This is a genomic window from Glycomyces artemisiae (assembly GCF_003002955.1).
GTDB classification, from domain to species: domain Bacteria; phylum Actinomycetota; class Actinomycetes; order Mycobacteriales; family Micromonosporaceae; genus Glycomyces; species Glycomyces artemisiae.
This window is the reverse complement of sequence record NZ_PVTJ01000009.1, coordinates 159,717-182,966: the sequence shown is the minus strand read 5'-3', so window position 1 is coordinate 182,966 and position 23,250 is coordinate 159,717. Positions and strand designations below refer to the sequence as shown.

23 protein-coding genes are annotated in these 23,250 nt (G+C 72.8%); 13 read left to right on the top strand and 10 right to left on the bottom strand.

Going from position 1 to position 23,250, the window contains the following annotated elements; translation table 11 throughout:
* Window positions 1-77 precede the first annotated feature (77 nt).
* Window positions 78-752, bottom strand: coding sequence for an SDR family oxidoreductase (locus B0I28_RS21775; protein ID WP_106365963.1), 675 nt, complete (start codon window positions 750-752; stop codon window positions 78-80).
* A 141-nt stretch (window positions 753-893) separates the two neighbouring features.
* On the opposite strand from B0I28_RS21775, the gene B0I28_RS21770 reads away from it, so the two are divergent.
* Complete coding sequence (locus tag B0I28_RS21770; RefSeq protein WP_106365962.1) at window positions 894-1,436, top strand: AAA family ATPase; 543 nt, start codon at window positions 894-896, stop codon at window positions 1,434-1,436.
* On the opposite strand, the gene B0I28_RS21765 is transcribed toward B0I28_RS21770, so the two are convergent.
* The 3 genes from B0I28_RS21765 to B0I28_RS21755 form a co-directional block, all read right to left on the bottom strand.
* Window positions 1,433-1,666 (bottom strand): DUF1049 domain-containing protein, encoded by a 234-nt coding sequence (locus tag B0I28_RS21765; RefSeq protein WP_106365961.1) that lies wholly within the window; start codon window positions 1,664-1,666, stop codon window positions 1,433-1,435. The two genes, B0I28_RS21770 and B0I28_RS21765, sit on opposite strands and share 4 nt — an antisense overlap.
* 116 nt (window positions 1,667-1,782) lie before the next feature.
* Entirely contained in the window at window positions 1,783-3,117 is a 1,335-nt protein-coding gene (locus tag B0I28_RS21760) for a M14 family zinc carboxypeptidase (RefSeq protein ID WP_106365960.1), read from the bottom strand.
* A 145-nt stretch (window positions 3,118-3,262) separates the two neighbouring features.
* Window positions 3,263-4,081 (bottom strand): HAD family hydrolase, encoded by an 819-nt coding sequence (locus B0I28_RS21755; RefSeq protein ID WP_181245898.1) that lies wholly within the window; start codon window positions 4,079-4,081, stop codon window positions 3,263-3,265.
* Between the two features lie 169 nt (window positions 4,082-4,250).
* Here B0I28_RS21755 and B0I28_RS21750 point away from each other — a divergent pair, with 169 nt between their 5' ends.
* The 3 genes from B0I28_RS21750 (at window position 4,251) to B0I28_RS27435 (ending at window position 6,466) form a co-directional block, all read left to right on the top strand.
* Complete coding sequence (locus tag B0I28_RS21750; protein ID WP_106365958.1) at window positions 4,251-4,826, top strand: TetR/AcrR family transcriptional regulator; 576 nt, start codon at window positions 4,251-4,253, stop codon at window positions 4,824-4,826.
* Between the two features lie 91 nt (window positions 4,827-4,917).
* A complete protein-coding gene (locus B0I28_RS21745; RefSeq protein WP_106365957.1) occupies window positions 4,918-5,706 on the top strand; it encodes an oxidoreductase in 789 nt (262 codons plus the stop codon).
* 205 nt (window positions 5,707-5,911) lie between these two features.
* Window positions 5,912-6,466: a hypothetical protein gene (locus B0I28_RS27435; protein WP_181245897.1), complete on the top strand. Its 555-nt coding sequence runs from the start codon at window positions 5,912-5,914 to the stop codon at window positions 6,464-6,466.
* Window positions 6,467-6,486: 20 nt separating this feature from the next.
* Here B0I28_RS27435 and B0I28_RS21735 read toward each other — a convergent pair whose 3' ends face one another.
* The 4 genes from B0I28_RS21735 to def all read right to left on the bottom strand — a co-directional run bounded on the left by B0I28_RS21735 (window position 6,487) and on the right by def (window position 9,522).
* The gene (locus B0I28_RS21735) at window positions 6,487-7,653 is read right to left on the bottom strand and encodes an NUDIX hydrolase (protein ID WP_106365956.1); all 1,167 of its coding nucleotides are present in this window, start codon (window positions 7,651-7,653) and stop codon (window positions 6,487-6,489) included.
* Between the two features lie 30 nt (window positions 7,654-7,683).
* Window positions 7,684-8,220: a tetratricopeptide repeat protein gene (locus B0I28_RS21730; protein WP_106365955.1), complete on the bottom strand. Its 537-nt coding sequence runs from the start codon at window positions 8,218-8,220 to the stop codon at window positions 7,684-7,686.
* 104 nt (window positions 8,221-8,324) lie between these two features.
* Window positions 8,325-8,942, bottom strand: coding sequence for a class I SAM-dependent methyltransferase (locus B0I28_RS21725; protein ID WP_106366031.1), 618 nt, complete (start codon window positions 8,940-8,942; stop codon window positions 8,325-8,327).
* Window positions 8,943-8,973: 31 nt separating this feature from the next.
* Window positions 8,974-9,522: a peptide deformylase gene (gene def, locus B0I28_RS21720; RefSeq protein ID WP_106365954.1), complete on the bottom strand. Its 549-nt coding sequence runs from the start codon at window positions 9,520-9,522 to the stop codon at window positions 8,974-8,976.
* A 181-nt stretch (window positions 9,523-9,703) separates the two neighbouring features.
* On the opposite strand from def, the gene B0I28_RS21715 reads away from it, so the two are divergent.
* Window positions 9,704-10,633: a DUF4349 domain-containing protein gene (locus B0I28_RS21715; RefSeq protein WP_181245896.1), complete on the top strand. Its 930-nt coding sequence runs from the start codon at window positions 9,704-9,706 to the stop codon at window positions 10,631-10,633.
* Between the two features lie 81 nt (window positions 10,634-10,714).
* The gene (locus B0I28_RS21710) at window positions 10,715-11,917 is read left to right on the top strand and encodes a sulfotransferase family protein (RefSeq protein WP_106365952.1); all 1,203 of its coding nucleotides are present in this window, start codon (window positions 10,715-10,717) and stop codon (window positions 11,915-11,917) included.
* Here B0I28_RS21710 and B0I28_RS21705 read toward each other — a convergent pair.
* Window positions 11,914-13,125, bottom strand: a complete 1,212-nt coding sequence (locus tag B0I28_RS21705) for an ROK family protein (RefSeq protein ID WP_106365951.1) — start codon at window positions 13,123-13,125, stop codon at window positions 11,914-11,916. The two genes, B0I28_RS21710 and B0I28_RS21705, sit on opposite strands and share 4 nt — an antisense overlap.
* A 128-nt stretch (window positions 13,126-13,253) precedes the next feature.
* Between B0I28_RS21705 and B0I28_RS21700 the strand changes: the two genes are divergently transcribed.
* On the top strand, window positions 13,254-14,897 hold the full coding sequence (locus B0I28_RS21700) for a glycoside hydrolase family 13 protein (RefSeq protein ID WP_106365950.1): 1,644 nt from the start codon (window positions 13,254-13,256) through the stop codon (window positions 14,895-14,897).
* Window positions 14,898-14,942: 45 nt separating this feature from the next.
* Here the strand turns inward: B0I28_RS21700 and B0I28_RS21695 are convergent, their stop codons facing one another.
* Window positions 14,943-17,459, bottom strand: a complete 2,517-nt coding sequence (locus B0I28_RS21695; RefSeq protein ID WP_106365949.1) for an Hsp70 family protein — start codon at window positions 17,457-17,459, stop codon at window positions 14,943-14,945.
* Between the two features lie 79 nt (window positions 17,460-17,538).
* Between B0I28_RS21695 and macS the strand changes: the two genes are divergently transcribed.
* From macS to B0I28_RS21665, 6 genes are all read left to right on the top strand, one after another.
* Window positions 17,539-18,669 carry a MacS family sensor histidine kinase gene (gene macS / locus B0I28_RS21690; RefSeq protein ID WP_106365948.1) on the top strand — a complete coding sequence of 377 codons (1,131 nt, stop codon included), beginning with the start codon at window positions 17,539-17,541 and terminating at the stop codon, window positions 18,667-18,669.
* A complete protein-coding gene (locus B0I28_RS21685) occupies window positions 18,644-19,282 on the top strand; it encodes a response regulator (protein WP_106365947.1) in 639 nt (212 codons plus the stop codon). Before macS ends, B0I28_RS21685 begins: the two co-directional genes overlap by 26 nt.
* A 71-nt stretch (window positions 19,283-19,353) precedes the next feature.
* On the top strand, window positions 19,354-21,183 hold the full coding sequence (locus B0I28_RS21680; RefSeq protein WP_106365946.1) for a 3-oxoacyl-[acyl-carrier-protein] synthase III C-terminal domain-containing protein: 1,830 nt from the start codon (window positions 19,354-19,356) through the stop codon (window positions 21,181-21,183).
* Window positions 21,176-21,985 (top strand): DUF6999 family protein, encoded by an 810-nt coding sequence (locus tag B0I28_RS21675; protein WP_106365945.1) that lies wholly within the window; start codon window positions 21,176-21,178, stop codon window positions 21,983-21,985. The genes B0I28_RS21680 and B0I28_RS21675 overlap by 8 nt, the downstream gene beginning before the upstream one ends.
* A gap of 38 nt (window positions 21,986-22,023) precedes the next feature.
* A complete protein-coding gene (locus tag B0I28_RS21670) occupies window positions 22,024-22,617 on the top strand; it encodes a 3'-5' exonuclease (protein ID WP_219926913.1) in 594 nt (197 codons plus the stop codon).
* A 138-nt stretch (window positions 22,618-22,755) separates the two neighbouring features.
* Window positions 22,756-23,220, top strand: coding sequence for a hypothetical protein (locus tag B0I28_RS21665; RefSeq protein ID WP_106365944.1), 465 nt, complete (start codon window positions 22,756-22,758; stop codon window positions 23,218-23,220).
* Window positions 23,221-23,250 lie beyond the last annotated feature (30 nt).

Genomic DNA, 23,250 nt, shown 5'->3' with positions numbered 1-23,250 from the left:
CAGTATCGAGCACTCGGATTCGCCGACGCAATCCGCATATGCGTTTGCAGGCGGGAATCAGACCACTGCGGACGGTGTCAGGACGCGAAGGCGGACACGGCGTCCGGCACGGCGTCGTCGCCGCCGCGCAGTTCGAGCACGCGCCGCGTCACCGACGGGGTCTTGAGGATCTCGGCGAGCACCGCGGCGACGTCCGCGCGCGTCACCTCGCCGCGTCCCGCGGGCGGGTCGGCGAGCAGGACCCTGCCCGCGGGCGGGTCGTTGGTGAGCGCGCCGGGCCGCACGATGACCCAGTCGAGGTCCCTCGATTTGAGGTCCTCCTCGGCGGCGGTCTTCGCCTCGATGTAGGCGGTCCAGACCTCGTCGCGCGACGGGTCGGGGTCCTTCCCCGCGCCCATGCTGGAGATCTGGAGGAAGCGGCGCACGCCCGCCGCGACCGCGGCGTCGGCGAGGAGCACCGAGGCGGCCCGGTCGACGGTCTCCTTGCGCGCGGCCCCGCTCCCGGGCCCGGCGCCCGCGGCGAACACGACCGCGTCGACGGCCCCTTCGGTCTCGGAGGCGAGGAGCCCCGCGAGGTGCTCGGCGTCGGCCTGTTCGAGGTCGAGGACGATCGGGCGCCCGCCGATCGCGGCGATGTCCTCGGCCTGCTCCGGCTTGCGGATCAGCCCGGTGACGGAATGTCCTTCTGCGGCCAGGATCTCGGTCAGGAGCAGCGCGATCTGTCCGTGCCCTCCGGCGATGACGACATGCATACGGCCCACCCTAACCCGCCCCGAGGCGCCCCGCAGCAGTTGCGCCCGCGGGACCGCACCCGCACCCCTCGCCGGCGCCGCTCGCCAAGGGGCACTGCATGGTTGCGGCCCATCCACCGCCGCGGCCGTTAGAGTCGCCGCATGCCTCGCCTCATCCTGCTCAACGGCGCTCCGGCGGTCGGGAAGTCGACGCTCGCGCGGCGGTACGCCGCGGACCGTCCGCTGGCGCTCGTGCTCGACCTGGACCAGTTGCGCCGCACGCTGGGGCGCTGGCGGGACGATCCGGGCGGGGCCGGGCTGCGGGCCCGGTCGATCGCGGTCGCGATGGTGCGTGAGCACCTCGCGGCCGGGTACGACGTGGTAGTGCCGCAGCTGGTGGGTCGGGTGGAGTTCATCGAGCGGCTCGCGGCCGCGGCCGCGGAGTCGGGCGCGGGGTTCGACGAGGTGTACCTCCGCGACGACGCCGACCGGCTCGTGCGCCGGTTCGCCGAGCGGGCTCAAGCGGCGGTGGACCCGGTGCATGTCGAGGCGCGGGAGATCCTGGACGGCGGCGAAGCGCGGCTGCGGGAGTACCACGAACGCATGGAGGCGCTCGTTCGCGAACGGCCGCAGGCGATCGGGGTGGAGAGCGTGCCGGGCGACGTCGAGGCGACGTACCGGCGGCTGCTGGCGGCGATCGGCTAGGCGCTCTTCTTCGCGGAGCGGCGGCGGAGGAGGGCGCCGACGGCCCAGCCTGCGATGAAGATGATCGCGAACATGATCCACATGGGCGTCTCGACGCGGACGACCCACAGCTTGACGCCGACGGTCTCGGTGTTGGCGAGGATGAACCAGACGGCCAGCGCGATGATGACGACCGCCGTGATGAGGCGGCGCAGTCCCCTGCCGCTCTTGCCGTCGCCTGCGTCGGCCATCGCCCGCTCCTCGCCTCGTGCCGGTGTCCGGTCAGTATGGGCGGGTCGGCGGGGCGCGGCGGCGGTTCGGGGAAATCGGGGCGTCCCGGCGGGCCGGAGCCCGCCGGGACGCGTGGTCAGCCTGCGTACGGCGCGGCCGCGGCCTGGGCCGCGGTCATGATGGCGCCCTCGTTCGCGGGCCAGAGGGTGTCCTCGACGCACGAGAACGCGGGGAAGAACCCGCCGCAGTTCCCGAAGTCGGGGCCGACCTCGAAGGTGAACGAGGCGACGCCGAGTTCGCCGTAGGCCATGTCGTCGGTGGTGCCGCTGGTGCTGTAGCCGACGGTGTCGTCGTTGGTGCCGACGAGGTAGCCGTTGGACTCGGCCATGTCCGCGCCGAGGGCGCGCAGGGCCGCGTCGTTCGGCGCGGCGTCGGAGGTGAAGCCCCACGGGACGATGATGTACTCGCCGTAGGAGTGGAGGGTGAGGAAGACGTCGCGTGCGTCGTCGGGGGCCGGGTCGTTCTGGTCCTCGCCGCGCTGGTCGGGGTGGAGGGCGCGGAGCCAGTCCTCGATCGCCTGCGTCTCGGGCTCGGAGGCGCCGGAGGCGCCCTGGTAGGTCTCGGAGCACGGGTTGGTCGAGTCGGCGCCCCACTCGAAGGACGAGTTGCGGTTGAGGTCGATGCCCGCGCTGGAGCCGCAGCTGCCCGCGGAGTCGTTGACGTTCTTGCGCTGGAGGACCGGGTCGTCGCCGCCGGAGGAGACGACGTCGACGCCGTCGGGGTTGACGACGGGCACGACCCACACTTCGGTGGTGTCGAGGAGGTCGGTGACCTCGGTGTCGGTGCCGTAGCCGGCGACGAGCTCGTCGATCCAGCGGAGGGCGATCTCGCCGGTGGCGATCTCGCGGGCGTGGATCTGGGCGATCAGGGAGAAGCGGGGCTTCGCCGAGTCGGGGTTCTGCTCGCAGTCGCCGTCGGCGACGGCGGTGACGCAGATGGCGTAGATGTCGTGGCCGCCGTCGTTCTGGGTCTTGAGCCAGGAGTCGCCGATGTCGTACAGGCGGGTGAGCGACGGGTTGGCGTCGGCCACCTCCTGGAGGTGGGACTCGATGGCGTCGACGGTGCGGTAGCCGCCGTAGTAGGTGCCCTCCTGCTGGGCGGTGGCGCCGAGCTCCTTGTAGACGGTGTCGAAGAACTCGGGGTCGTGGCCGAGGGCGCGGAGGTCGTCGGCGACGCTCTCGTCGCCGATGATCTGGGCCTCGCCGCCGTGCTCGGCGGCGATGTCGAAGCCGAGGGCTTCGAGTTCGGCGACGTCGTCGGCGGTGAGGCCGTCGACGGTCCAGGTGACGGGTTCGGTGGAGGTGGACGGACCGGCGGGGTCGGCCTGCGCGGTGTACGCGGCGGCGCCGGTGGCCGCCGCGGCGACCCCCAGGGCGGCGCCGGCCGCGGCGAGCCTTCGCTTCATGTGCATGTGTCCGTTCCTTTCTCGGCGCGGCGATCGTGACGCCGCGCCGAAGGGGAGGCCAAAGGGAGTCTAATCATACAATTGACCGACAAGTCCCGATACTTCCGACAATTTCGGACACAGTGGATTCGGTTGTGGACGTTGGGTTCTGCTACGCGGCAGCGGCGGTGTCACCTGCGAGGAGGGCTTCGATGACCTGTGCGACGCCGTCTTCGGCACTGGTGGCGGTGCGGTCGGTCGCGGCCTCGACGGCCTCGGGGTGGGCGTCGCCCATCGCGTAGGAGCGCCCGGCCCAGGCGAGCATGGGGGCGTCGTTCGGCATGTCGCCGAAGGCCACGACTTCGTCGGGCCCGATGCGGCGCTCCTTGCACCAGGAGGCGAGGCCGAAGGCCTTGTCGGCGCCGCGGGCGTTGAAGTCGAGCATCCCGAAGTCGCCCCAGTGGCACATGGAGAGGCCGCCGAGGTCGGCGGTGGCGACGGCCGCGGCCATCTCCTCGCCGGTGCGCTCGGCGCAGTAGACCTTGAGCTTCACGGCCCGCTTGGCGCGCTTGAAGACCGCGTCGACACCGGTGGCGAAGTCCCAGTTCGTGGAGCCCACGAGCGGGCGGTACGCCTCCTCGCCGATGATGCCGGTGCCGGTCTCGACGGCGAAGACGGCGTCGGGGAGGCGCTCGGCGACGGCCGCGGCGGCGCGGCGGGCGGCGCCGAGGCGGATCGCGCGCAGGACGCGGATGCGTCCGGTCGCGGGGGCGTAGTCGATGGCGCCGTTGGCGCAGATCGCGCCGTCGAGGAGGGGCAGGAGGTCGGTGAGCACGTCGACGCCGTAAGGGGTGCGGGCGGTGACGGCGACGATCGCGACGCCCTCGGCGCGGGCGGCCGCGAGGGCGTCGCGGGTCCGCTCGGAGAGGATGCCGCCGGGGGCGAGCAGCGTACCGTCCAGATCGGAGGCGATGGCTAGGGGTTTGAGCACCGCTCTAGTATCGCCCGGCCCGGCAAACGCGGCAACCGCCGCGTCGGGGAGCCGACACGCGGCATTCATCCGGATGCATTCCGCTGGGGCCCAACGAGTTGCGAGTTCGTAGTGATCGAGGGCACGTTTTTGTTGACCTTCAAGTCAAGAACAGGTTAGGCTTCTCCGCATGGGCAGGCCGAAGGAATTCGAACCGGACGAGGTCGTCGCGCAGGCGATGGAGGCGTTCTGGACCGGCGGCTACGCGGGGACCTCCCCCGCCGACCTCGCCGAGGCCACCGGCGTGGGCAAGGGCAGCCTGTACCACGCGTTCGGGTCCAAGCGCGAGCTGTTCGGCAAGGCGCTGGAGATGTACGGCCGCGGCGGCGACGAGCTGACGCAGGCGTACCTGAACGAGCCGGGGACCGCCAAGGAGCGCATCCGGGCCTACCTGGAGTTCCTGGTGGACACCGACCTGGAGGCCCCGGTGCGGCGCGGCTGCCTCGCGGCGAACACCGCGCTGGAGCTGGGCGGCCGGGACGCCGAGGCCACCGAAGCGGTGCTGCGCATGACGAACCGGACCATCGAGCTGCTCACCGAGCGGCTGCGGCGCGGCCAGCGCGACGGCGACGTCGCGGCCGGGGTCGATCCGGAAGCGCAGGCGCTGCTGCTCATGAACACGATCGTCGGGCTGCGCGTCATGGCCCGCACGTACGACGGCCCCGTGCTGCACGGGATCATCGAGTCCGCCCTGGCGGGCTTCTAGCTCGAACCGCGCCCTCGCGAGAGGGCGTTTTTCTCACCCTGATTTTTGACCTGTAGTTCAAGAATAAGTTCGACCACTGAGAGGCGACACCATGGAACTGGGACTCAACGGCAAGACCGCGCTCGTCACCGGGGCGAGCCGCGGCATCGGCCTCGCGATCACCGAAGCCCTTGCGGCCGAGGGCGTCCGGGTCGTGGGCGCGGCCCGCACGGTCACGCCGGAACTGGAGAAGGCCGCGGCGGCGGCCGTCGCGGCGGACCTGTCGACCCGCGAAGGGGCCGAGGGGATCGTGGCCGAGGCCGTGCAGGCGGTCGGCGGGATCGACTTCCTGGTCAACAACGTCGGCGGCGGCGACGCCGACCGGATGGTCGTCGGCGGATTCCTCGACATCCCCGACGAGCAGTGGGCGGAGGTGTTCGGGCTCAACCTGTTCAGCGCGGTGCGCACCACTCGCGCGGCGCTGCCGGGGATCATCGAGCGGCGCGGGGCGGTCGTGAACATCTCGTCGGGGAGCGCGCGGGTGCCGACCGGCTCGCCGGTCGCGTACGCCGAGGCGAAGGCCGCGCTGACGCTGTTCTCGAAGCGCCTCAGCGAGGAGGTCGCGCCACTGGGCGTGCGCGTCAACACGGTGTCGCCGGGCGTCATCGGGTCGCCGCTGTGGCGCGACGAGGAGCGGTTCGGCGGCAAGGTCGCCGAGGCGTTCGGGGTGCCGCACGCGGACCTGCTGGCGGGCATCCCGTCGCAGTTCGGGATCGCGTCGGGCCGCATCGGCGAGCCCGAGGAGGTCGCCGACCTGGTGGCGTTCCTGCTCTCGGACCGGGCGCTGAACATCCACGGCGCCGACCACGTGATCGACGGCGGGACCCTCAAGGCCGCGTAGTGGAATGCGGGCGCGGTCACGGCCGCGCCCGCTCCGGCGCGGGTCCCGGCGGGGGTGTGCGAGAAAGGGACTGTCGGACCCCTGTGTCACGGTTGCATCACGGGTGCAACCGCGGCGCACGAGCGGTCGTCGGATCACCGGCGACCGTCCCGGTTCGCACCGCCGTCCTACGGTGGACGGACAACACCCGTCGAAGGAGCCCGTCATGACGTACAACCCGCCCCCGCACTACAGCCTCGGCGACGGCGAGCCCCAGCAGCCGCAGAGCGCCCCGCCCGGGTACCCGCAGCCCCAGAGCGCCCCGCCCGCCTACTCCCCCGCCGCTCAGCCCGCCGCCCCCGGGTACGTGCCGACCCAGCCGATGCAGCCCGGCCTCTCGCAGCCGCTCACGCAGCCCCTGCTCGCGCCCGGACCGCCGCCGCAGCGGCGCTCCGCGATGGTGCCGGTTCTGGCCGTGGTGGCGGTGATCGGGTTCGCGGGCGCGGCCCTGTCGCTGGCACTGTGGCTGCGCACCAGCGGGGACCTCGACGACGTGTCCGCGCAGATCGAGGACCGCGAAGCCGAGATCGCGCAGCTCCAGGAGGACTTGGAGGCCGCCGAGACGCAGGTGGGCGACCTCGAAGTGCAGGCCGCGGACGCGGAGTCCATGCGCGCGTGCCTCGACGACCTCAACTGGTACTACGCGACCGAGGCCGAGTCCGAGGAGGAGGCCCAGGCCGAGCTGGCGCTCCAGGAGTCGTGCGCGACCTGGCTCTGGTAGCAGCGCTGCTGTGGAAGTCCTCAGCGCTCGCCGCGGTGGCGGGCGAACGCCGCGGGGATGCGGAGTTCATGGCCTCGGAAGAGGTCCATGGCTCCGGCCTCCTCGCGGGTGATCCAGCGGGCGTCGGAGGCTTCGAGTTCGGCGAGGCGCAGCGGCTGCTCCGGATCGAGGGCGGCCGCGGTGAAGCTCATGATCATCGGCATGCGGGAGTCGCCGAGTTTGGTGTCCCGCTTGTCGAACGCCCACGACAGGCCCGTCAGCTCGACGTCGAGGCCGGTCTCCTCGAAGGCCTCGCGGACCGCGGCGAGGCCGACCGGCTCGCCGACCTCCGCGGCGCCGCCGGGCACGGCCCACTGGCCGGTGTCGGTGCGCCGGATGACGAGCAGGCGGCCGGTCTCATTGAAGATCGCTGCATCGGCACCGGTGGCGACGCAGTCGGCGGCGAGGTCGCCGCAGTCGATGCGCGGGTAGTCGACGTCAGCGGCGACGGCCGAGTCGCAGAGGGACAGGACCCGCTGCTGCCGTTCGCGCTCGTAGAAGTTGTCGCTCACCGCCAGGGACTCCTTGGCGAGCGCGGCGGCGGCGTCGAGGAGCTGGCGCACGACCGGGCCGACCGCGAGCGGTCCGTGGTCCGGCTCCTGCCCGGATGCCGAGGGGTTGAGGCTCGGCACGTCCCCTTCGAGGTCGGGCTCGGTCGGTTCGAGGAGGGCCGCCGCGGCGGCCGCGTCGAGGTGGGTCTCCAGCTCGTACACGAGCAGGAACGTGTGGGGGCACGGCAGGCCCGCGAGATCGGTGTCCGCGATGGCGACCGGCTCGGCGGGGGCGCGGGTCCGCAGGGCCGCGGCCGCGGTCTCCAGGCGCTGGCCGAGGGTTCCGGAGGTGTGGCTGAGGCGGCGGCGCCGCACCAGGCGCGTGCCGTCGGCGCAGTCGATGCGCAGCTCGGTGCCGGGGATGGGGGTGCGCAGGCCCGTGTCGGCCCGGTAGACGGCGAGGATCGCCTCGTAGGGGCGGTGGTCGATCTGGGCGAGGAGCGCGGCGGCGAGTTCGCGCAGGCGGTGCAGGCGGGCCTCCTCGTCGGGTCCGGCGCCCCAGAAGAGGCCGTTGGCGGCCTCGGCGCGGAGGATCCCCGAGAGGCGGGCGAGGCCGTTGGCGGCCTTGAGGTTCGCGTCTGCGGTGTCGGCGGGCATGGTGCTCCTTCGCTTCGGTTCGCGGCGCGGTCAGATCGTACGCTGCCCGACGGCCGCGCGGGCGAGGCTCAGCGCGTCCTGTGTCGAGGCGATCAGCGCGGAGTCGCCGAGCCGCTCGCGGATCTGGAGGACCTCGGTGAGGACGTCGACGGCGAGGTGCGGGCGGCGGGCGTCGATGAGGTGCTTGCCGTAGTGCTGGAGCGTGAAGTGGACGAGCTCGGGGCAGCGGGTGCGGGCGAGCTCGATGGCGCGGCGGTAGACCGGTTCGGCGGCGTCGAGGGCGCCGGGGTAGCGGTGGGCGTCGCCGAGGTTGACGAGGGCGGCGACCTCCTGGTTCGGGGTCTCGGCGCGCTCGACGGCGGCGGCGAGGACCCGCTGCGCGGCGGCGTAGTCGCCGAGGGCGACGAGCCCGACCCCGGCGAGCCGCAGTTCCGGCTGCGGCAGGCGGGGTTCGCGGGCGAGCTCGAAGTGCACGAGGCGGCGGAGCTTGTCCGGCTCGGTCGCGTACATGCGGCCGTCCTTGCCGGTCGCGACGAGTTCGGCGATCTGGTGGCGCTCAGCTGACAACGCGCATCCCCCTTCCGGGCCCTGGGGCCGCGCCGAGGCGGCCTGAGCCGAGGATAGAGCCGGATCGGCGCCCTTGCCCAGACCCGTTCAGGTGCCGTTGCGGCTCAGGGCTTGCGGAGGACGAGGCCCTGGTACTGGTCGATGCCGCGGTCGATCGGCAGGTGGACGGCTTCCACGAGGTCGAAGTGCTCCCGGGCGAGGCGCTCGATCGCGTCGGCGGTGAAGAACGAGAAGTACCGCTTCGGCTCGTACGCGTCGCCGTCCCAGACCCCTTCGGAGTCCTCGCCGCCGTACTGTCCCCAGTAGAGCAGGCCGCCGGGGGCGAGGACGCGGGCGATGCCGTCGAGGACGCCGGGCAGCTCCGCTTTCGGCACGTGCAGCAGGCAGTTCATACCGAAGACGGCGTCGAAGGCGCCGTCGGGGAAGTCGAGGTGCGCGAAGTCCATGACGCGGGCGTCGAGCCCGTTCGCGCGGCAGTGGGCGACGAGCGCGGGCGAGAGGTCGGTGCAGGTGACCGCGAAACCGTCGTCGGCGAAGGCGCGGCCGCTGACCCCGTGGCCCGCACCGATCTCCAAAAGGGACTTCGCTCCGGCCTCGCGCAGGTGGGCGGCGAAGCGGGCGCGCTCGGCGCGCTTCCAGGGGGCGTCGTCCATGCCCGCGCGGTCGTCGGCGCCGGCGTCGTAAGCCGCACGCAGGTCGGCCTTCACTTCCTCGTATCGCATGGGACCGATGGTGCCCGAGGGGTGCGACACCTCAGCGCAGGCCCGCTTCCGAGAGGAGGCGCTTGCGGGTCTTGGCGGGGAGGCGGTCGACGTAGACGGTGCCTTCGAGGTGGTCGGTCTCGTGCTGGAGGCAGCGGGCGAGGGTGCCGGTGCCGTCGATGCGGATCGGGTTCCCGGCCGGGTCGAAGCCCTCGACGGCGGCGGTGGAGGCGCGCGGGGTGTCGGTGAACGGGCCGGGGACCGAGAGGCAGCCCTCGTCGCCGACCATGAGGTCGCGCGGCGGCGGGGGCAGGATGAGGACGGGGTTGACGACCGCGGCCACGGTGCGCTCGCCGTCGGCGTCCTCGCAGTCGAGGACGAAGACGCGGGCGTCGACGCCGATCTGGTTGGCGGCCAGGCCGACCCCGTTGGCGGCGTACATGCTCGCGAACATGTCCTCGACGAGGGACGCCAGCGCGTCGTCGAAGTCCTCGACGGGCCTGCACGCGCGGTGGAGCACCGGGTCCCCGTAGTGGACGATCGGCCGGACGGTGCCGGTGTCGCCCGGGTTCGGTCCGGTGCTCGGGTCGCTGGCGGTCACTGGTGCTCCTCGGTTCGGTGGCGGCGCTTATTGCAAGTCTATGGCAACAGTATCCGGAGCGATGTCGGATCCCTCCCGACCGATAGCGGTTCGTTCCCGGACCGTGACGCACCGCGAGGATCGTTGGAAGCGGCGGCGGATCCCTGGCCGCCACCCCTCCTACCCCTTTGCGAGGCAGCACATGCGCACTTTCAGGATATCCATTGTGGCCGCCGCGGCGGCGCTGCTCCTCTTCGGCTGCTCGGACGCGGGCGGCGGGTCGGACGAGGCGGCGGACGGCGCGGACGGCGGCGTCGCCGTCGACGAGGGCGCCGCCGAAGGCACCGAGGGCACTGGTATCGCCGATCCGCAGGTCAGCGCCGGTGAGCGGGCCGTGGTGTACGAGTCGGCGCTCGACGTCGAGGACCCCGACCCGGACCGGGTGGCCGAGGACGTGTGGGACCTCGCCGAGTCGTTCGGCGGGTACGTCACCGCCGACGAGCGGGACCTCACCGCCACGGACGACGGCGTCGCGGGCACCGCGCGGCTGACGATGCGCATTCCGTCGGAGCACTTCCAGGAGGCCATGGACGGGCTGACCGCGCTCGCGGAGACCGAGGTGAGCCGGTCGGTGACCACTGAGGACGTGACCGAGGCGGTGGTGGACCTGGAGTCGTACATCGCGACCAAGAGCGCCAGCGTCGACCGCGTGCGCCAGCTCCTCGCCGACGCGGACTCGGTGATCGCGATCCTGGACCTGGAGTCCGAGCTGGCGACGCGGGAGGGCGAGCTCGCTTCGCTCCAGCAGCAGCTCGCGGACCTGGAGGACCGGATCGCGCTGTCCACCATCGACTTCACGGTGACCGCGCCGTACCAGGAGCGCGCGGAGGCGGGCTACACCGGGCCGGACTCGTTCTGGGACGGGCTCGTGATGGGCTTCGACGGGGCGCTGGCCCTGGTCGTGGGGCTGTCGGTGGCGGTCGGCGTGATCCTGCCGTTCCTGCCGCTGGTCGCGCTCGGGTTCACGGCGGTGCTGGTGCCGCTGCGGTGGCGCGCGAAGCGGCGCAAGGCCGCGCCCGCGGCGGCGGCCCCGTTCCCGCAGGCCCCGCCGCTGCCGAGGGAACGGGTCTGAGACGCGCCCGAAACGTCCCCGCGGGCCGGTCGTGAGAGACTGGCTCGCGTTCGGTCCACTGCCCCGAGAGGACGTACCCCTATGCGCCGCGTCGCCGGTTGGGTCAAACCCCTGAACACCGTCATGTCCCCCGCCCTCGCCAGGGCGGTCCGCAACCCGGACAAGGCCTTCGAGCAGGCGGTGGCGAAGGCGGAGCAGGCCGCGGGGGCGAGCGCCGACATCGACCCCGCGTTCATCGAGGACTACCGGGACCTGATGCGCCGCTTCGCGAAGGTCCGCGACATCTCGTACCTCGGCTGGACCGCGACGGTCTCGGAGCTCCAGATGCGCATGGAGAACCGGCTGCGGATCAAGCGCCTCCACGCCGAGCACCCCGAGATCGCGCACCAGCCGATCGACCGGCCGATCGTGGTCGTGGGGCTCCCGCGGACCGCGACCACGCTGGCGCACAAGGTCATCGCCGCGCCGGACGGCAACCGGGCGCCGATGATGTGGGAGTTCCACCACGCCGACCGGTTCGACATCGACCCGAAGCTGCGCGAGCAGCGCCTGAAGAAGGCCCGCCGGATCTCGGCCGCGGTCAACGTGATCACCCCGATCTGGGAGACCATCCACCCCAGCACCGCCGAGACCCCCGAGGAGTGCGTGCTCGCGCTCCCGCACGGCCTCCAGTGGGGCACGCGGTTCAAGCTCAACGGCTACCGGGAGTGGCTCGCGAAGCGCGACTTCGTGCCGGACTACCGGTACCTCAAGCAGTTCCTCCAGGTGCTCCAGACCGGCGACCGGACCCGCCGCTGGGTCCTCAAGTCCCCGTTCCACCTCTACAACCTGGACGCGCTCCTCAAGGTCTTCCCCGACGCGCACATCCTGTGGACGCACCGCGACCCGCAGACCGTCATGGGGTCCTGGTGCTCTCTTGTGGAGACCGGGACGGCGCTGTGCAACCGGCACTACGACACCTACGCGATCGGCCGCGAATGGCTCGACTCGCTGTCGTGGATGGTCGAGCAGGGCCGCATGTCGCGCCTGGACATCCCGCCGGAGCGGATGGTCGACGTGTCGTACCACGCGCTCACCGCCGACCCGTACGGGCAGCTCCCCCGCATCTTCGAGCGCCTGGGCCTGCGCTGGAGCCACCGCGAGGAGGGGAACCTCGACGACGTGCTCGCGCGGCCCGGCATGCGCCGCAACCACGAGTACTCGCTGGAGCGGTACGGCCTCGACGCGGACATGGTGGACGCGGCGTTCGGCGACTACTCGAAGCTGGTGGCGTCGATCCGTTAGGGCCGCAACGGTTCGAGGTCGAGGGCATCGGACCTGACGACCTCCAGGGCGCGGGCGACCGCGCCGAGGCTGACGACCCCGCCGCCGAGCGTGGAGGCCACCAGTTCGGGCCCGGGCGGGTGGGCGAGTTCGCCGAGGCGCTCGGCCGCGCGCTTGAGGACCGGGTCGAGCGACGCGGCGACCGCGCCGGCGAGGACGATCCGCTCCACGTCGAGCAGGCCGCCGAGGACCGCGCAGATCCGCGCGAGCCGCTCGGCCATCCGCTCGGCGAGGCCGAGCGCGGCCGGGTCCCCGGCCGCGGCGGCGGCGAGGACGAGTTCGGCGCCGAGGGACTCGGCGGGGGCGGTCATGATCGGGCTGCCCGAGTCGGCGGTGCCCGCGGCGCGGGCTTCGAGGGCCCAGCGGCGCAGCAGGTTCCCGATGCCGTGGGTCGAGCCGACGCCTTCGACGAGGGTGAGCAGCCGCAGCTCCCCCGCCGCGCCGGAGCGGCCGCGCACGAGGTGGCCGTCCACGACGTAGCCAGCGCCGAAGCGCTCGCCCGAGACGAGCGCGATGTACGAGGAGGCGCCCGCGCCCGCGCCGTGCGCGCCTTCGGCGAGCGCGGCCAGGTTCGCGTCGTTCTCGACCTCGGTGCGCCAGCCGCGGCCGCGGAAGTGCGCGGCGTAGCCGGGGTTCATGCGGGCCCAGAAGCGCCGCTCGCCTTCGGGCGAGGCGCCGTCGAGGTCGGTGGGGGCGGGGACGCCGACGGTGATGCAGAGGACGGATTCGGGCAGGGCGCCGGCGCGGTCGAGGGCTTCGGCGATCGTCGCGTCGGCGACGGCGAGGCGCGCGGCCGGGTCGTCGCCGTCGGGGTCGACGTCGCGGTGGGCGCGGGCGAGCTCGCGGCCGCGGAGGTCGGCGGCGGTGGCGGTGATGCAGTGCTGGCCGGCGTCCACGCCGAGGACGGTCCCCGCGTCGGCGCGCAGCTCGTAGCGGCGGGCGGGGCGGCCCTTGCGGTACTCGCTTCCAGCGGCGCGGGCGTTGGGGAGCTCGGCGAGCCAGCCGCGGTCGACGAGCTCGTCGCACAGGGCGATCACCGTCGAGCGGGTCAGGCCCGTCGCGGCGATCACGTCGCTCGCGGTGAACGCCGCGCAGTCCCAGGCGCGGTCCAGGACCGCCGCGGCGTTCGCGCGCCGCTGCGGGTGGGTCCGGTCTTCGGTTTCCGTCACAGGTCTTGACACCTCGCCTTCGCTGCCTCAGTATGGCTTGGGTGATTTGATTTTGGTACTAGATTTAATCACGCGATCATTCCGGCCCGCGCCCCGGCGCGGCCCACCACCACCGAAAGGCACCCAAGATGGCTGCTCAGACCGGCGCCGACTGGTGGCGCCAGGCCACCGTCTACCAGATCTACCCGCGCAGCTTCGCCGACGCGAACGGCGACGGCATCGGCGACCTGCCCGGCATCACCTCGCGCACGGACTACCTCGCGCGGCTCGGCGTCGACGCCGTGTGGCTCAGCCCGTTCTACCCGTCGGCGCTCGCCGACGGCGGCTACGACGTGGACGACTACCGGAACGTCGACCCGCGCCTGGGCACCCTCGACGACTTCGACGCGATGGTCGCGGCCCTCCACGGGGCGGGCATCAAGCTCATCGTGGACATCGTCCCGAACCACTCCTCGAACCGCCACGAGTGGTTCCAGGCCGCCCTCGCCGCCCCGAAGGGGTCGCCCGAGCGCGACCGGTACGTCTTCCGCGACGGCCTCGGCGAGAACGGCGAGCTGCCGCCCGCCGACTGGGTCTCGATGTTCGGCGGCCCGGCGTGGACCGCGGTCGGCGACGGCCAGTGGTACCTGCACCTGTTCGCGCCCGAGCAGCCGGACTTCAACTGGCACAACGAAGAAGTGCGCGCGGACTTCCTGAAGACCCTGCGGTTCTGGTCCGACCGGGGCGTGGACGGCTTCCGCGTCGACGTCGCGCACGCGCTCGCGAAGGACCTCCCCGCGGACCTGCCGTCGCAGGCGCAGCTCGACGCGATGGACAAGGCCACCGGCCTGCACCCGCTGTGGGACCGCGACGAGGTCCACGACATCTACACCGGCTGGCGCGCGGTGTTCGACGAGTACGACCCGCCGCGCATCGCCGTCGCCGAGGCGTGGGTCAACCCGGCCTCGCGCCGGGCCCGCTACGCCAGCGCCGCGGGCCTGGGCCAGGCGTTCAACTTCGACCTGCTCGAAGCGGACTTCGACGCGGCGGCGTTCCGGGGCATCATCACCGAGAACCTGGAGCAGGCCGCGGCGTCGGGGTCCTCCACGACGTGGGTGTTCTCCAACCACGACGTGGTGCGCCACGCGACCCGGTACGGCCTGCCGCCCAACGGGGACGAGCCGCGCAAGTACAACCGGGCGTGGCTGCTGTCGCGCGGGACCGATCCGGAGCTGGACGCGGCGCAGGGCCTGCGCCGGGCGCGGGCCGCGACGCTGCTCATGCTCGCGCTGCCGGGGTCGGCGTACCTGTACCAGGGCGAGGAGCTGGGCCTCGGGGAGGTCGCGACGATCCCCGACGAGGCGCGGCAGGACCCGACGTTCTTCCGCAGCCCGGGGGTGGATGTGGGCCGCGACGGCTGCCGCGTGCCGATCCCGTGGACCGTGGAGGGCCCGTCGTTCGGATTCGGTTCGGGCCCTGCGCATCTGCCGCAGCCGGACTGGTTCGGGAAGGTCTCGGTGGAGGCCGAGGACGGCGACGCGGCCTCGACGCTGTCGCTGTACCGGCGGGCGCTGGAGCTGCGGCGGGAGCTCCAGTCCGACGAGACGCTGGAGTGGGTGCGCTACCCCGCCCCGGACGTGCTGCACGTGCGGCGCGCGAACGGCTGGGAGGCCGTGGCCAACTTCGGGAAGGAGACGCTGCCGCTGCCCGAGGGCACGCCGCTGCTGTCGAGCGGCCCCTTCGACTCGGGCGAGCTGCCGGGCGAGACGACCGTGTGGCTCAAGCGGGATTAGGCGGTGAGGGAAGGGCGCGGCGGGAGTCCCGCCGCGCCCTTCGCGCTATTCGAGGGACCAGACCTGGACGTCGCCGCCCATGGAGCCGGTGACGGCCACCGGGTGGCCGGTCACCTCGGTCACCGCGGTGTCCTGGAGGAGGTCTTCGCCGGTGTGCGGGGCGAACAGCTCGCCGATCTGGGTGCCGTCCTCCAGGTCGTGCAGGCTCAGGCCCTGGTCGCCTTGGAGGAGCCCGGTGGCCTCGCTCTGGAGCTCCACGATCCATGCGCGCGTGACGGCCTGGGCGAGCTCCATCCCGGGCGTGCCGTACGGCTCGGCGGCGGCGAGGTGCCAGCCCTGGACGGAGCCGTTCGCGGTGACGGTGAGGCCGAGGGCCTTCCCGGCGGCGCCGCCCGCGGCGAAGGCGGTGACGTCGTAGGCGAGCTGGTCGAAGGTGCCGGTGGTGGCCTCGCCGGTGGCGAGGTCGTTGACGAAGACCCGGTTCTCGGACACGCCGACCTGGCGGAGGGTGCCGTCGACGTCCTCGATCTGCGTGAAGTCGGCGTACCCGGTGGACACGTCGGCGATCGCCTGGCCGTTGACGAGCTGCACGACCTCGTAGTCGGTCATGTAGGCGGGCACGCCGTCCCACACCCCGGCCCAGTAGACCGTGCTGTAGGACGCGTCGCGGGTGGCGAGCGGGTGCTCGGGGTCGTCGGCGTACCAGACGGCCTCGGTCCCGTAGTCGCGCGAGAAGACCAGGGTCCGGCCCTCGTACTCGAAGGCCATGAGCACGTCGAGCGTGTCGGAGTGGCCGCGGAACTCGCCGGCCTTCTCGCCGGTCTCCAGGTTCCAGACGCGGACGATGTAGTCCTCCCCGGCGGTGATCGCCACGGGGACGTTGTTCGCCATGCCGGTCTCGACGGCGGTGACCGCGCCGACGTGGGCCTGCGGGAACTCGCCGACGAGGTCGCCGGTCACGGCGTCGGCGATCGGGACGATCCCGTCGGAGGCCTCGGCGTTGTTCTGGTCCTCGCCGTTGTTGGAGGAGGCGTTCTGGTCCTCCTCGGTGCTGCTGTTCTCGCTCTGCGGGTCCGAGCCTCCGGCCTGGTCGGAGGTGGTGTCGTCGCGAAGGTAGCGGAGACCGATGAGGACGGCGAGGGCGAGGACCACGACCGCGGCGGCCGCGCCGACGACGGACAGGCCCTGCTTCGACTTGATCCAGGGCGTCGATTCCGGTTGCGGCGCAGGATAGGCGGGGCTCTGCGGGTACTGGACGGGGGGCGGGCCCTGGGGCGCGGCCATGGCGGGCTGGGTGACCGGACTCGGGTGGGACGGGACGGCCTGCGGGGTGGGCTGGGGCGCCGAGGGATGCATCAGGGGCATCGTCTGGTTGGTGTCCGGCGCGGGCGGCGGGAGGACCGGGGTCGGCTGCGGCACAGCGGACTGCGGGGCGGCGGTCTGCGGGGGCAGGGCCGGGCTGGGGATGCTCACCGGGGACGAGATGGTGTGCTGGGCGACCAGGCCGCCTTCGGAGACGGCGAGTTCGGGCTGCTCGATGGCGGCCGGTGCGATGCCGAGCTCGCGGTGGAGCTTGGTGGCGACCAGGGGCATGCGGGAGGCGGCGCCGACGAGGAACAGGGCGGTGATCTGCTCCTTCGCGAGACCTGATTCGCGGATCACGCCTTGGGTGACGCGGATGGTGCGGGCCACGAGGGGCGCGCAGACCTCTTCGAGCTGGCCGCGGGTCAGGTGCGTGTCGACGTCCAGCAGCGGGATCGTCAGGTCGGTGGTCGTGGAGCGGGACAGGCGCTCTTTGGCCTGGCGCACTTCGTCCATGAACGCGGTGCGGTGGCGCAGGTCGGCGGGCTCGACCGGGTGGAGCAGGCGCTGCCAGCGCTCGTCGTCGGGCTGGACGGTGGCGGCGAGGTGCTCGGCGAGGGCCTGGTCGAAGTCGAGGCCGCCGAGGTCGTCGGCGCCGTCGACGGCGAGCACGTCGAAGCCGTTCGCGTTGCGGCGCAGGACGGTGGCGTCGAAGGTGCCGCCGCCGAGGTCGTAGACGACGACGCCGTTGCCGGGGTGCACGTCGACGCGGAGGGTCTCCATGAAGTAGGAGGCGGCGGCGACGGGTTCGGCGACGAGGTCGACCTGGCCGAGGCCGGCCGCCGCGGCGGCGTCGGCGACGACGTGGCGGCGGGTCGGACCCCAGGCGGCGGGCACGGTGACGGTGACGGGGCCGAGCGCGCCGAGGGTCTGTTCGCATTCGCGGGCGACGCGGGAGAGGACGGCGGCGATGACGCTGGTCACGGGGATCTCGGTCTCGCCGAGGAGGATCGACTCGTCGTCGATGCGGCGCTTCGGGTTGGGCTCGAAGCGGTCGGGGCGGCGGCGTCCGGAGTGGACGGCGTCGGCGCCGACGACCGGTCCGCCCTCGTCGTTCATGAACACCGCGGAGGGCAGTTGCGGCGAGCCGTCGAACAACTGCTGGTGGACCCGCCCGTCCGCGCGCCGGATGGTCGCGACCGTATGGGAGGTGCCGAAGTCGATGCCGATCGCGGCGGGCCGTGGGCTGGAGAAGGACATGAGGTCACTGTAGTTTCCGCGGTCAACGGCGCGGGGGACGGGAACCGGTGTGGTGGCGGGCGGCTGCGAGAATTCCTCAGTGGGAATTCAGACGCAGCTGCGGCGCGCGAACACGGTGTTCCGGTTCGTCGCGCTCGGCTACCCGGTGCTGCTGGGCGGCCTCGCCTTCGACGCGCTGGTGCGGCCGTTGTGGGCGGCGCTGCTCGTCGTGGTGCTCCTGGGCTGGACGTGGGCGGCGACCGAGTGGTACCGGCGGCGAGGGTACGAGCCGAAGGCGCTGTACACGGACCTGGCGGTGACGGTGTGCGCGGTCGCGGCCTCGTCGTGGGCGCTGGCGACGGACACCGGCGTGCCGGTGTCGGTGGGGCCGTGGATGGCCGGGGCGGTGCTGGCGTGGGCGGCGGCGTGGGGGCGGCGGTCGGGGGCCGTCGCGGGCGCGGTCGTGGCGGCCGCGGGCATGGTGTTCCGCGGGGGCGTCCACTCCAGCACGGTGAACGAGACGGTGCTGCTGGTGCTCACCGGGTTCGCGGCCGGGCACCTGGTGCGGCTCGGGGTGGTCGCGGAGCAGCGGATGCGCGAGGCCGCGGAGCGGAGCGCGACGGTGCGCGAGCGCGAGCGGCTGGCGCGGGACATCCACGACTCGGTGCTCCAGGTGCTGGCGCTGGTGCAGCGCAGGGGCGCCGAGATCGGCGGGGAGGCCGCGGAGCTGGGGCGGCTCGCCGGGGGCCAGGAGGAGGCGCTGCGGGCGCTCATCCGCTCCGAGTCGTACCGCGATCCCCTTGGGGGCCAGCGGGACCTGCGGAGTCTGGTGGGGCGGCACGCGGGCGCGACGGTGACGGTGGCGGCCCCGGCGACGCCGGTGCCGCTCCCTGCGGAGACGGCCCGGCAGCTGGCGGCGGCGGTGGCGAGCGCGGTGGACAACGTGCGGGAGCACTGCCCGGCGGGCACGAAGGTGTGGCTGCTGGTCGAGGACGACGGGGAGGCCGTGCAGGTCACCGTCAGGGACGACGGTCCGGGCATGGAGCCGGGGCGGCTCGCGGCGGCGGCCGCGGAGGGCCGTCTCGGTGTGGCGCAGTCGATCGAGGGCAGGATCCGGGAGCTCGGCGGCACGACCGCCGTGGTCTCGGCGCCCGGGGAGGGGACGGAAGTGGAGATGCGGGTGCCGAGGGGTGAAGGAGGTGCCGGTGGCGACGCTCGTCGTGGTCGATGACCATCCGATCTGGAGGGAGGCCATCGCCAGGGACCTGGAGGGGGCCGGGCACCGGGTGCTCGCGGCGTTCGGGGAGGGCCGGGCGGCGCTGCAGGGCATCAGGTCGCTGCGCCCCGACGTGGCGATCCTGGACCTGCAGCTGCCGGACCTGTCGGGGGTGGCGGTGCTCCAGGGCCTCGAAGAGGACTGCCCGACGGCGGTGCTGGTGCTGTCGGCGAGCGGGGAGTCCACGGACGTGCTGGAGGCGATCAAGGCCGGGGCGCGGGGGTACCTCGTGAAGTCGGCCTCGCCCGCGGAGCTGGCGGAGGCGGTGGAGCGGGTCGCGGCCGGGGACGCGGTGTTCACGCCGGGCCTGGCGGGCCTGGTCCTCGGCGAGTACCGGCGGCTGGCGAACACGCCGGAGCCGGACGAGCGGCCGCGGCTGTCCGACCGTGAGACCGAGGTGCTGCGGCTCGTCGCAAAGGGCTTGGGGTACAAGGAGATCGCGTCGAAACTGACGCTGTCGCCGCGGACCGTGCAGAACCATGTGCAGCACATCCTCGCGAAGCTCCAGCTGCACAACCGGGCGCAGCTGGTGCGGTACGCGATCGAGCAGGGCATCGACGGCGACTGAGTACTTTCGCCCCCGCGAAATGAGCGATCCGGCGGATGCGGGGCGGGCCCCGGATGGGGCCCAATGGAGGCATGAACGCCTTCATCACCGCCGCCGGGGCGTACCTCCCCGGGGACCCTGTCGGGAACGACGAGATCGCCGCGCGCCTCGGGGGCGTGGACGGGCGCGGGGACCGGCTCCGCCGCCGCATCCTCGCCGCGAACGGGATCGCCAAGCGCCACTACGCTCTCGACGAGCGCGGGCGGACCACCGAGCTGAACGAGGAGCTCGCCGCGCACGCGCTGCGGGCCATGCTCGGCGACCGCGGGTACATCGCCGAGGACCTCGACATGCTCGCCACCGCGACCACCCAGGGGGACCTGCTGGTGCCCGGGTTCGCGTCGATGGTCCACGGGCGGCTCGGCGGCGGCCCGATGCAGCTCCTGTCTGCGGCGGGCGTGTGCGCTTCGAGTATCGCGGCCCTGGACGCGGCCGTGGCGAAGGTGCGGCTCGGCGACCGCGAGCGGGTGGGCGTGGTCGGCAGCGAGCTGGCGTCCCGGTGGCTGCGGGCTTCTCGCTTCAACGGCGCCAACGACACCGACGCGCACTTCCTGCGGTGGATGCTCTCCGACGGCGCCGGGTCGGTGCTCGTGGAGGCGCAGCCGCGCCCGGACCGGCCGTCGCTGCGCGTGGACTGGGTGCGGACCGTGTCGCTCGCCCACGAGCACGCGGTGTGCATGCGGGCCGGGACCGACGGGTCCTCCCCCGCGGCCGGGCGGACCTGGCAGGACATGGGCAGCGCCGCCGCGGCCGAGCAGGCCGGGATGATGCTGCTGCGCCAGGACACCTCGGCGCTCGGGCAACTCGCCGAAGCCGGGCTCAAGGAGTTCGCGTCGCTCGCGCAGCGCGGCCTCATCGACCTCAAGCGGCTCGACCACGTGCTGTGCCACTACTCGACGAACGCGTTCCGCGACATCGTCTTCGACCAGCTCGCGGCCACGGGCGCGCAGATCGACACCGGCCGGTGGTTCTCGAACCTGGAGACGCGCGGGAACACCGGGGCGGCCTCGATCTTCATCGCCCTGGAGGAGTGCTGGCGGACCGGGCGGTTCGAGCCGGGGCAGACCGTGCTGCTGGCCGTGCCCGAGTCGGGCCGGTTCTCGTTCGGGTTCGCGCACCTGACGTGTGTGGGACCCGAAGCGCCGCAGGCGGTCCAGGTCCCGGCGCGGGCCGCGGCGCCGGTCCGCGAACCGGTGGCCGCCGCGGAGGGGGACGTGTTCGCGCGGCTCGACGCGGTCTGGCGGGACTTCGAGGAGCGCCTCGACGACGTGCCGGTCATGCGCCGCCTCGCCGACGGCGAATCCACACTGGACGACTACCTGCGGCTGCTGTTCAACCTGCGCCAGCAGGTCGCCGACGGCGCCCGCTGGATCGCGCGGGCCGCCTCGAACTTCTCCGTCGACTACTTCGACCTGCGCAGCGCCGCCATCGGGCACGCTCAAGAGGAGCACCGCGACTTCATGATGATCGAGCGGGACTACGCCGCCTGCGGCGGCTCGATCGAGGCGATCCGAAACGGGCGCAAGAACATCGGGTCGGAGGCGCTGTCGGCGTACATGTTCTGCAAGGCGAGCGAGCCGGACCCGGTCGGGCTGCTCGGGGCGATGTTCATCATCGAAGGGCTCGGCACCGGGAAGGCCGCCGGATGGGCCGCGCAGTTCAAGGAGCAGCTGGGCCTGTGCGACGACCAGGTGAGCTTCCTGGCCTACCACGGGGAGGCCGACGACGACCACTTCGCGAAGCTCCAGGCGATCCTGGCCTCGCCGCGGGTCGACGACGCCGCCGCCGACGCGATCGTCTCCACGGCGAAGGCCGTCGCCCGCCTGTACGCGCTGCAACTCGAAGAGCTGGACAATGTCTGACCTCGCCGGGCCGCCGCTGTGGGACGCCGTGGTCGGGGACCCGTCGCTGGTCCTCGACCCCGAGACCGCCCGCAAGATCGCCGCGGACCAGCAGCGGTGGACCCGCACGTGGCTGTACCCGCTCGCGCGGCCCGTCTCCCGGGTCCTGGCCCTGGTCATCCTGGTGCTCAAGCGGCTCACGCCGGTGCGCTGGACCGCGCACCGGCTCATGGACCGGCTCTGCATCTGGTTCCTGCGCCGCTTCGTGTCCCCGCAGGCGGTGGAGCTGCTCATCAGGCACTTCGTGATCGAGACGAACCTGCTCAACTTCATCGTCCGCAACTGCGACACCGACGTCGAGCCGGTCTCGCTGCGGCCCACCACGCTCGCGGGGCTCGGCGACAACGCCGTCATCGAGCACGACATCAACGTCTACGTGGTGCTCGCCGGGATCGGACCGCTCGTGTACGACGCCGGCCCCGACTACTCCGGGCTCGACGTCCCCGAGCTCGACCCCGAGCCGGACCGGTTCCGGTTCATGCACCTCGACATCCAGACCGCCCTGTGCCTCATGAACCTGCCGTTCGCCGCGTGCCTGACGCCCGAGGAGTACCGCCGCGCCGTCCACTCCATGCGCTTCGACGACTCGATCCTGGCGATCCTCGCCGAGATCACCGGCGACCCGTCGTTCCTGCGGTGGTGCAACGGGGACCTGTCGGTGCGGGTCGACTCCAATGCGGACGTGCCGCACGCGGTGTACCGCCACGCCGTGATCTGCGAGTACGCGCACGAGCACCTGCGGCGTCTGGCGGCGCGCGCCTGAACTGCTACCGTCAGCGGCGCAGCAGAGGGGGCACGCCTGTGGACGCCTGGGTGGCGATCGACTTCGAGACGGCGAACGGCAGCCGCGCCAGCGCGTGCTCCGTGGCCGCGGTGCGCGTCGAGAACGGCAAGGAGGCGGACTCGTACGCGAGCCTCATCCGCCCGCCCGCCGGGCACGACCGGTTCGACTACCGGAACACGCAGATCCACGGGATCAGGCGCGGCGACGTCGTCGGGGCGCCCACGTGGCGGCAGGCGTGGTCGCAGCTGCGGGACCTCATCGGGGACGCGCCGCTGGTCGCGCACAACGCCGCGTTCGACACCTCGGTGATCCGCGGCGCGAACGCGGCGGCCGGGATCGACGCGCCGAGCGTGCGGTACGCGTGCACGCTCGTCATCGCGCGCCGCACGTGGGAGCTCGACTCGTACACGCTGCCGCGGGTGGCGCGGGCGGCCGGGATCGCATTCGGCGACCACCACCGGGCCGAGGCCGACGCGCGGGCGGCGGCGAACGTGCTCCTCGCCGAGCAGCGCGAGCACGCGGTGGACTCCCTGGACGGGCTGCTGGACTCCGCGCGCGTGCAGTGGGGCCGCATTCACAGCGGTGGATACGACGGCTGCCGCAAGTATTGACCCTAGTCGATATCGGCGGGTTCTGGCGGTCTGGACGCTTTCACCCTTTCAGTGTCAAGAAATTGTCAAGTCCGTTGACGCAGGTCAATCGCGGTGGTGCGCTTGAGAGGTCAAGCGAATCGCAATCGGAGGTGGATGATGGAGCGCACTCCCTCGACCCCGTACTCCCGCGCCGGCGCCCTGGCCGCCCTCGGCGGTTCCATGCTCGTGGCCGGATCGATGTTCCTCCCGTGGGCGGACGCGGGAGGGGGGACGGTGAACTTCTGGGGCCTCTCGGGCCTGGTCGACGGCGACGGCGACACCCGCACCTACGGGATCTCGGTGGCCCTGATCCCGCTCCTCGTGCTGTGGTGCGCGATGTTCTTCGCATGGCGCACCCACGAGACCCGCATGGCCTGGGCGTTCGGCGGGTTCACCGGGGCGATGCTGCTCTACGGCGGCGACCTGCGCATCAGCGAGGACATCGCCGGCAGCGCCCAGGGCGCGGGCGAGGTCGTCGCCGCGGTCGGGCTGCTGCTCCTGGCGGCGGGGTGCGTCCTCGCGCTGGCCGCGAACATCCCCGAGCCGGTCCAGTCCCGGACGGACTGGAAGGGCTCGCTCTAGGCGGGCCGGAGACCTGGCGGCGGCACCTCG

Coding starts and splice junctions, on each gene's coding strand:
- B0I28_RS21775 (WP_106365963.1), bottom strand. CDS start 752: ATGCATGTCGTCATCGCCGGAGGGCACGGACAGATCGCGCTGCTCCTG.
- B0I28_RS21770 (WP_106365962.1), top strand. CDS start 894: ATGCCTCGCCTCATCCTGCTCAACGGCGCTCCGGCGGTCGGGAAGTCG.
- B0I28_RS21765 (WP_106365961.1), bottom strand. CDS start 1,666: ATGGCCGACGCAGGCGACGGCAAGAGCGGCAGGGGACTGCGCCGCCTC.
- B0I28_RS21760 (WP_106365960.1), bottom strand. CDS start 3,117: ATGCACATGAAGCGAAGGCTCGCCGCGGCCGGCGCCGCCCTGGGGGTC.
- B0I28_RS21750 (WP_106365958.1), top strand. CDS start 4,251: ATGGGCAGGCCGAAGGAATTCGAACCGGACGAGGTCGTCGCGCAGGCG.
- B0I28_RS21745 (WP_106365957.1), top strand. CDS start 4,918: ATGGAACTGGGACTCAACGGCAAGACCGCGCTCGTCACCGGGGCGAGC.
- B0I28_RS27435 (WP_181245897.1), top strand. CDS start 5,912: ATGACGTACAACCCGCCCCCGCACTACAGCCTCGGCGACGGCGAGCCC.
- B0I28_RS21735 (WP_106365956.1), bottom strand. CDS start 7,653: ATGCCCGCCGACACCGCAGACGCGAACCTCAAGGCCGCCAACGGCCTC.
- B0I28_RS21725 (WP_106366031.1), bottom strand. CDS start 8,942: ATGCGATACGAGGAAGTGAAGGCCGACCTGCGTGCGGCTTACGACGCC.
- B0I28_RS21715 (WP_181245896.1), top strand. CDS start 9,704: ATGCGCACTTTCAGGATATCCATTGTGGCCGCCGCGGCGGCGCTGCTC.
- B0I28_RS21710 (WP_106365952.1), top strand. CDS start 10,715: ATGCGCCGCGTCGCCGGTTGGGTCAAACCCCTGAACACCGTCATGTCC.
- B0I28_RS21700 (WP_106365950.1), top strand. CDS start 13,254: ATGGCTGCTCAGACCGGCGCCGACTGGTGGCGCCAGGCCACCGTCTAC.
- B0I28_RS21695 (WP_106365949.1), bottom strand. CDS start 17,459: ATGTCCTTCTCCAGCCCACGGCCCGCCGCGATCGGCATCGACTTCGGC.
- B0I28_RS21680 (WP_106365946.1), top strand. CDS start 19,354: ATGAACGCCTTCATCACCGCCGCCGGGGCGTACCTCCCCGGGGACCCT.
- B0I28_RS21675 (WP_106365945.1), top strand. CDS start 21,176: ATGTCTGACCTCGCCGGGCCGCCGCTGTGGGACGCCGTGGTCGGGGAC.
- B0I28_RS21665 (WP_106365944.1), top strand. CDS start 22,756: ATGGAGCGCACTCCCTCGACCCCGTACTCCCGCGCCGGCGCCCTGGCC.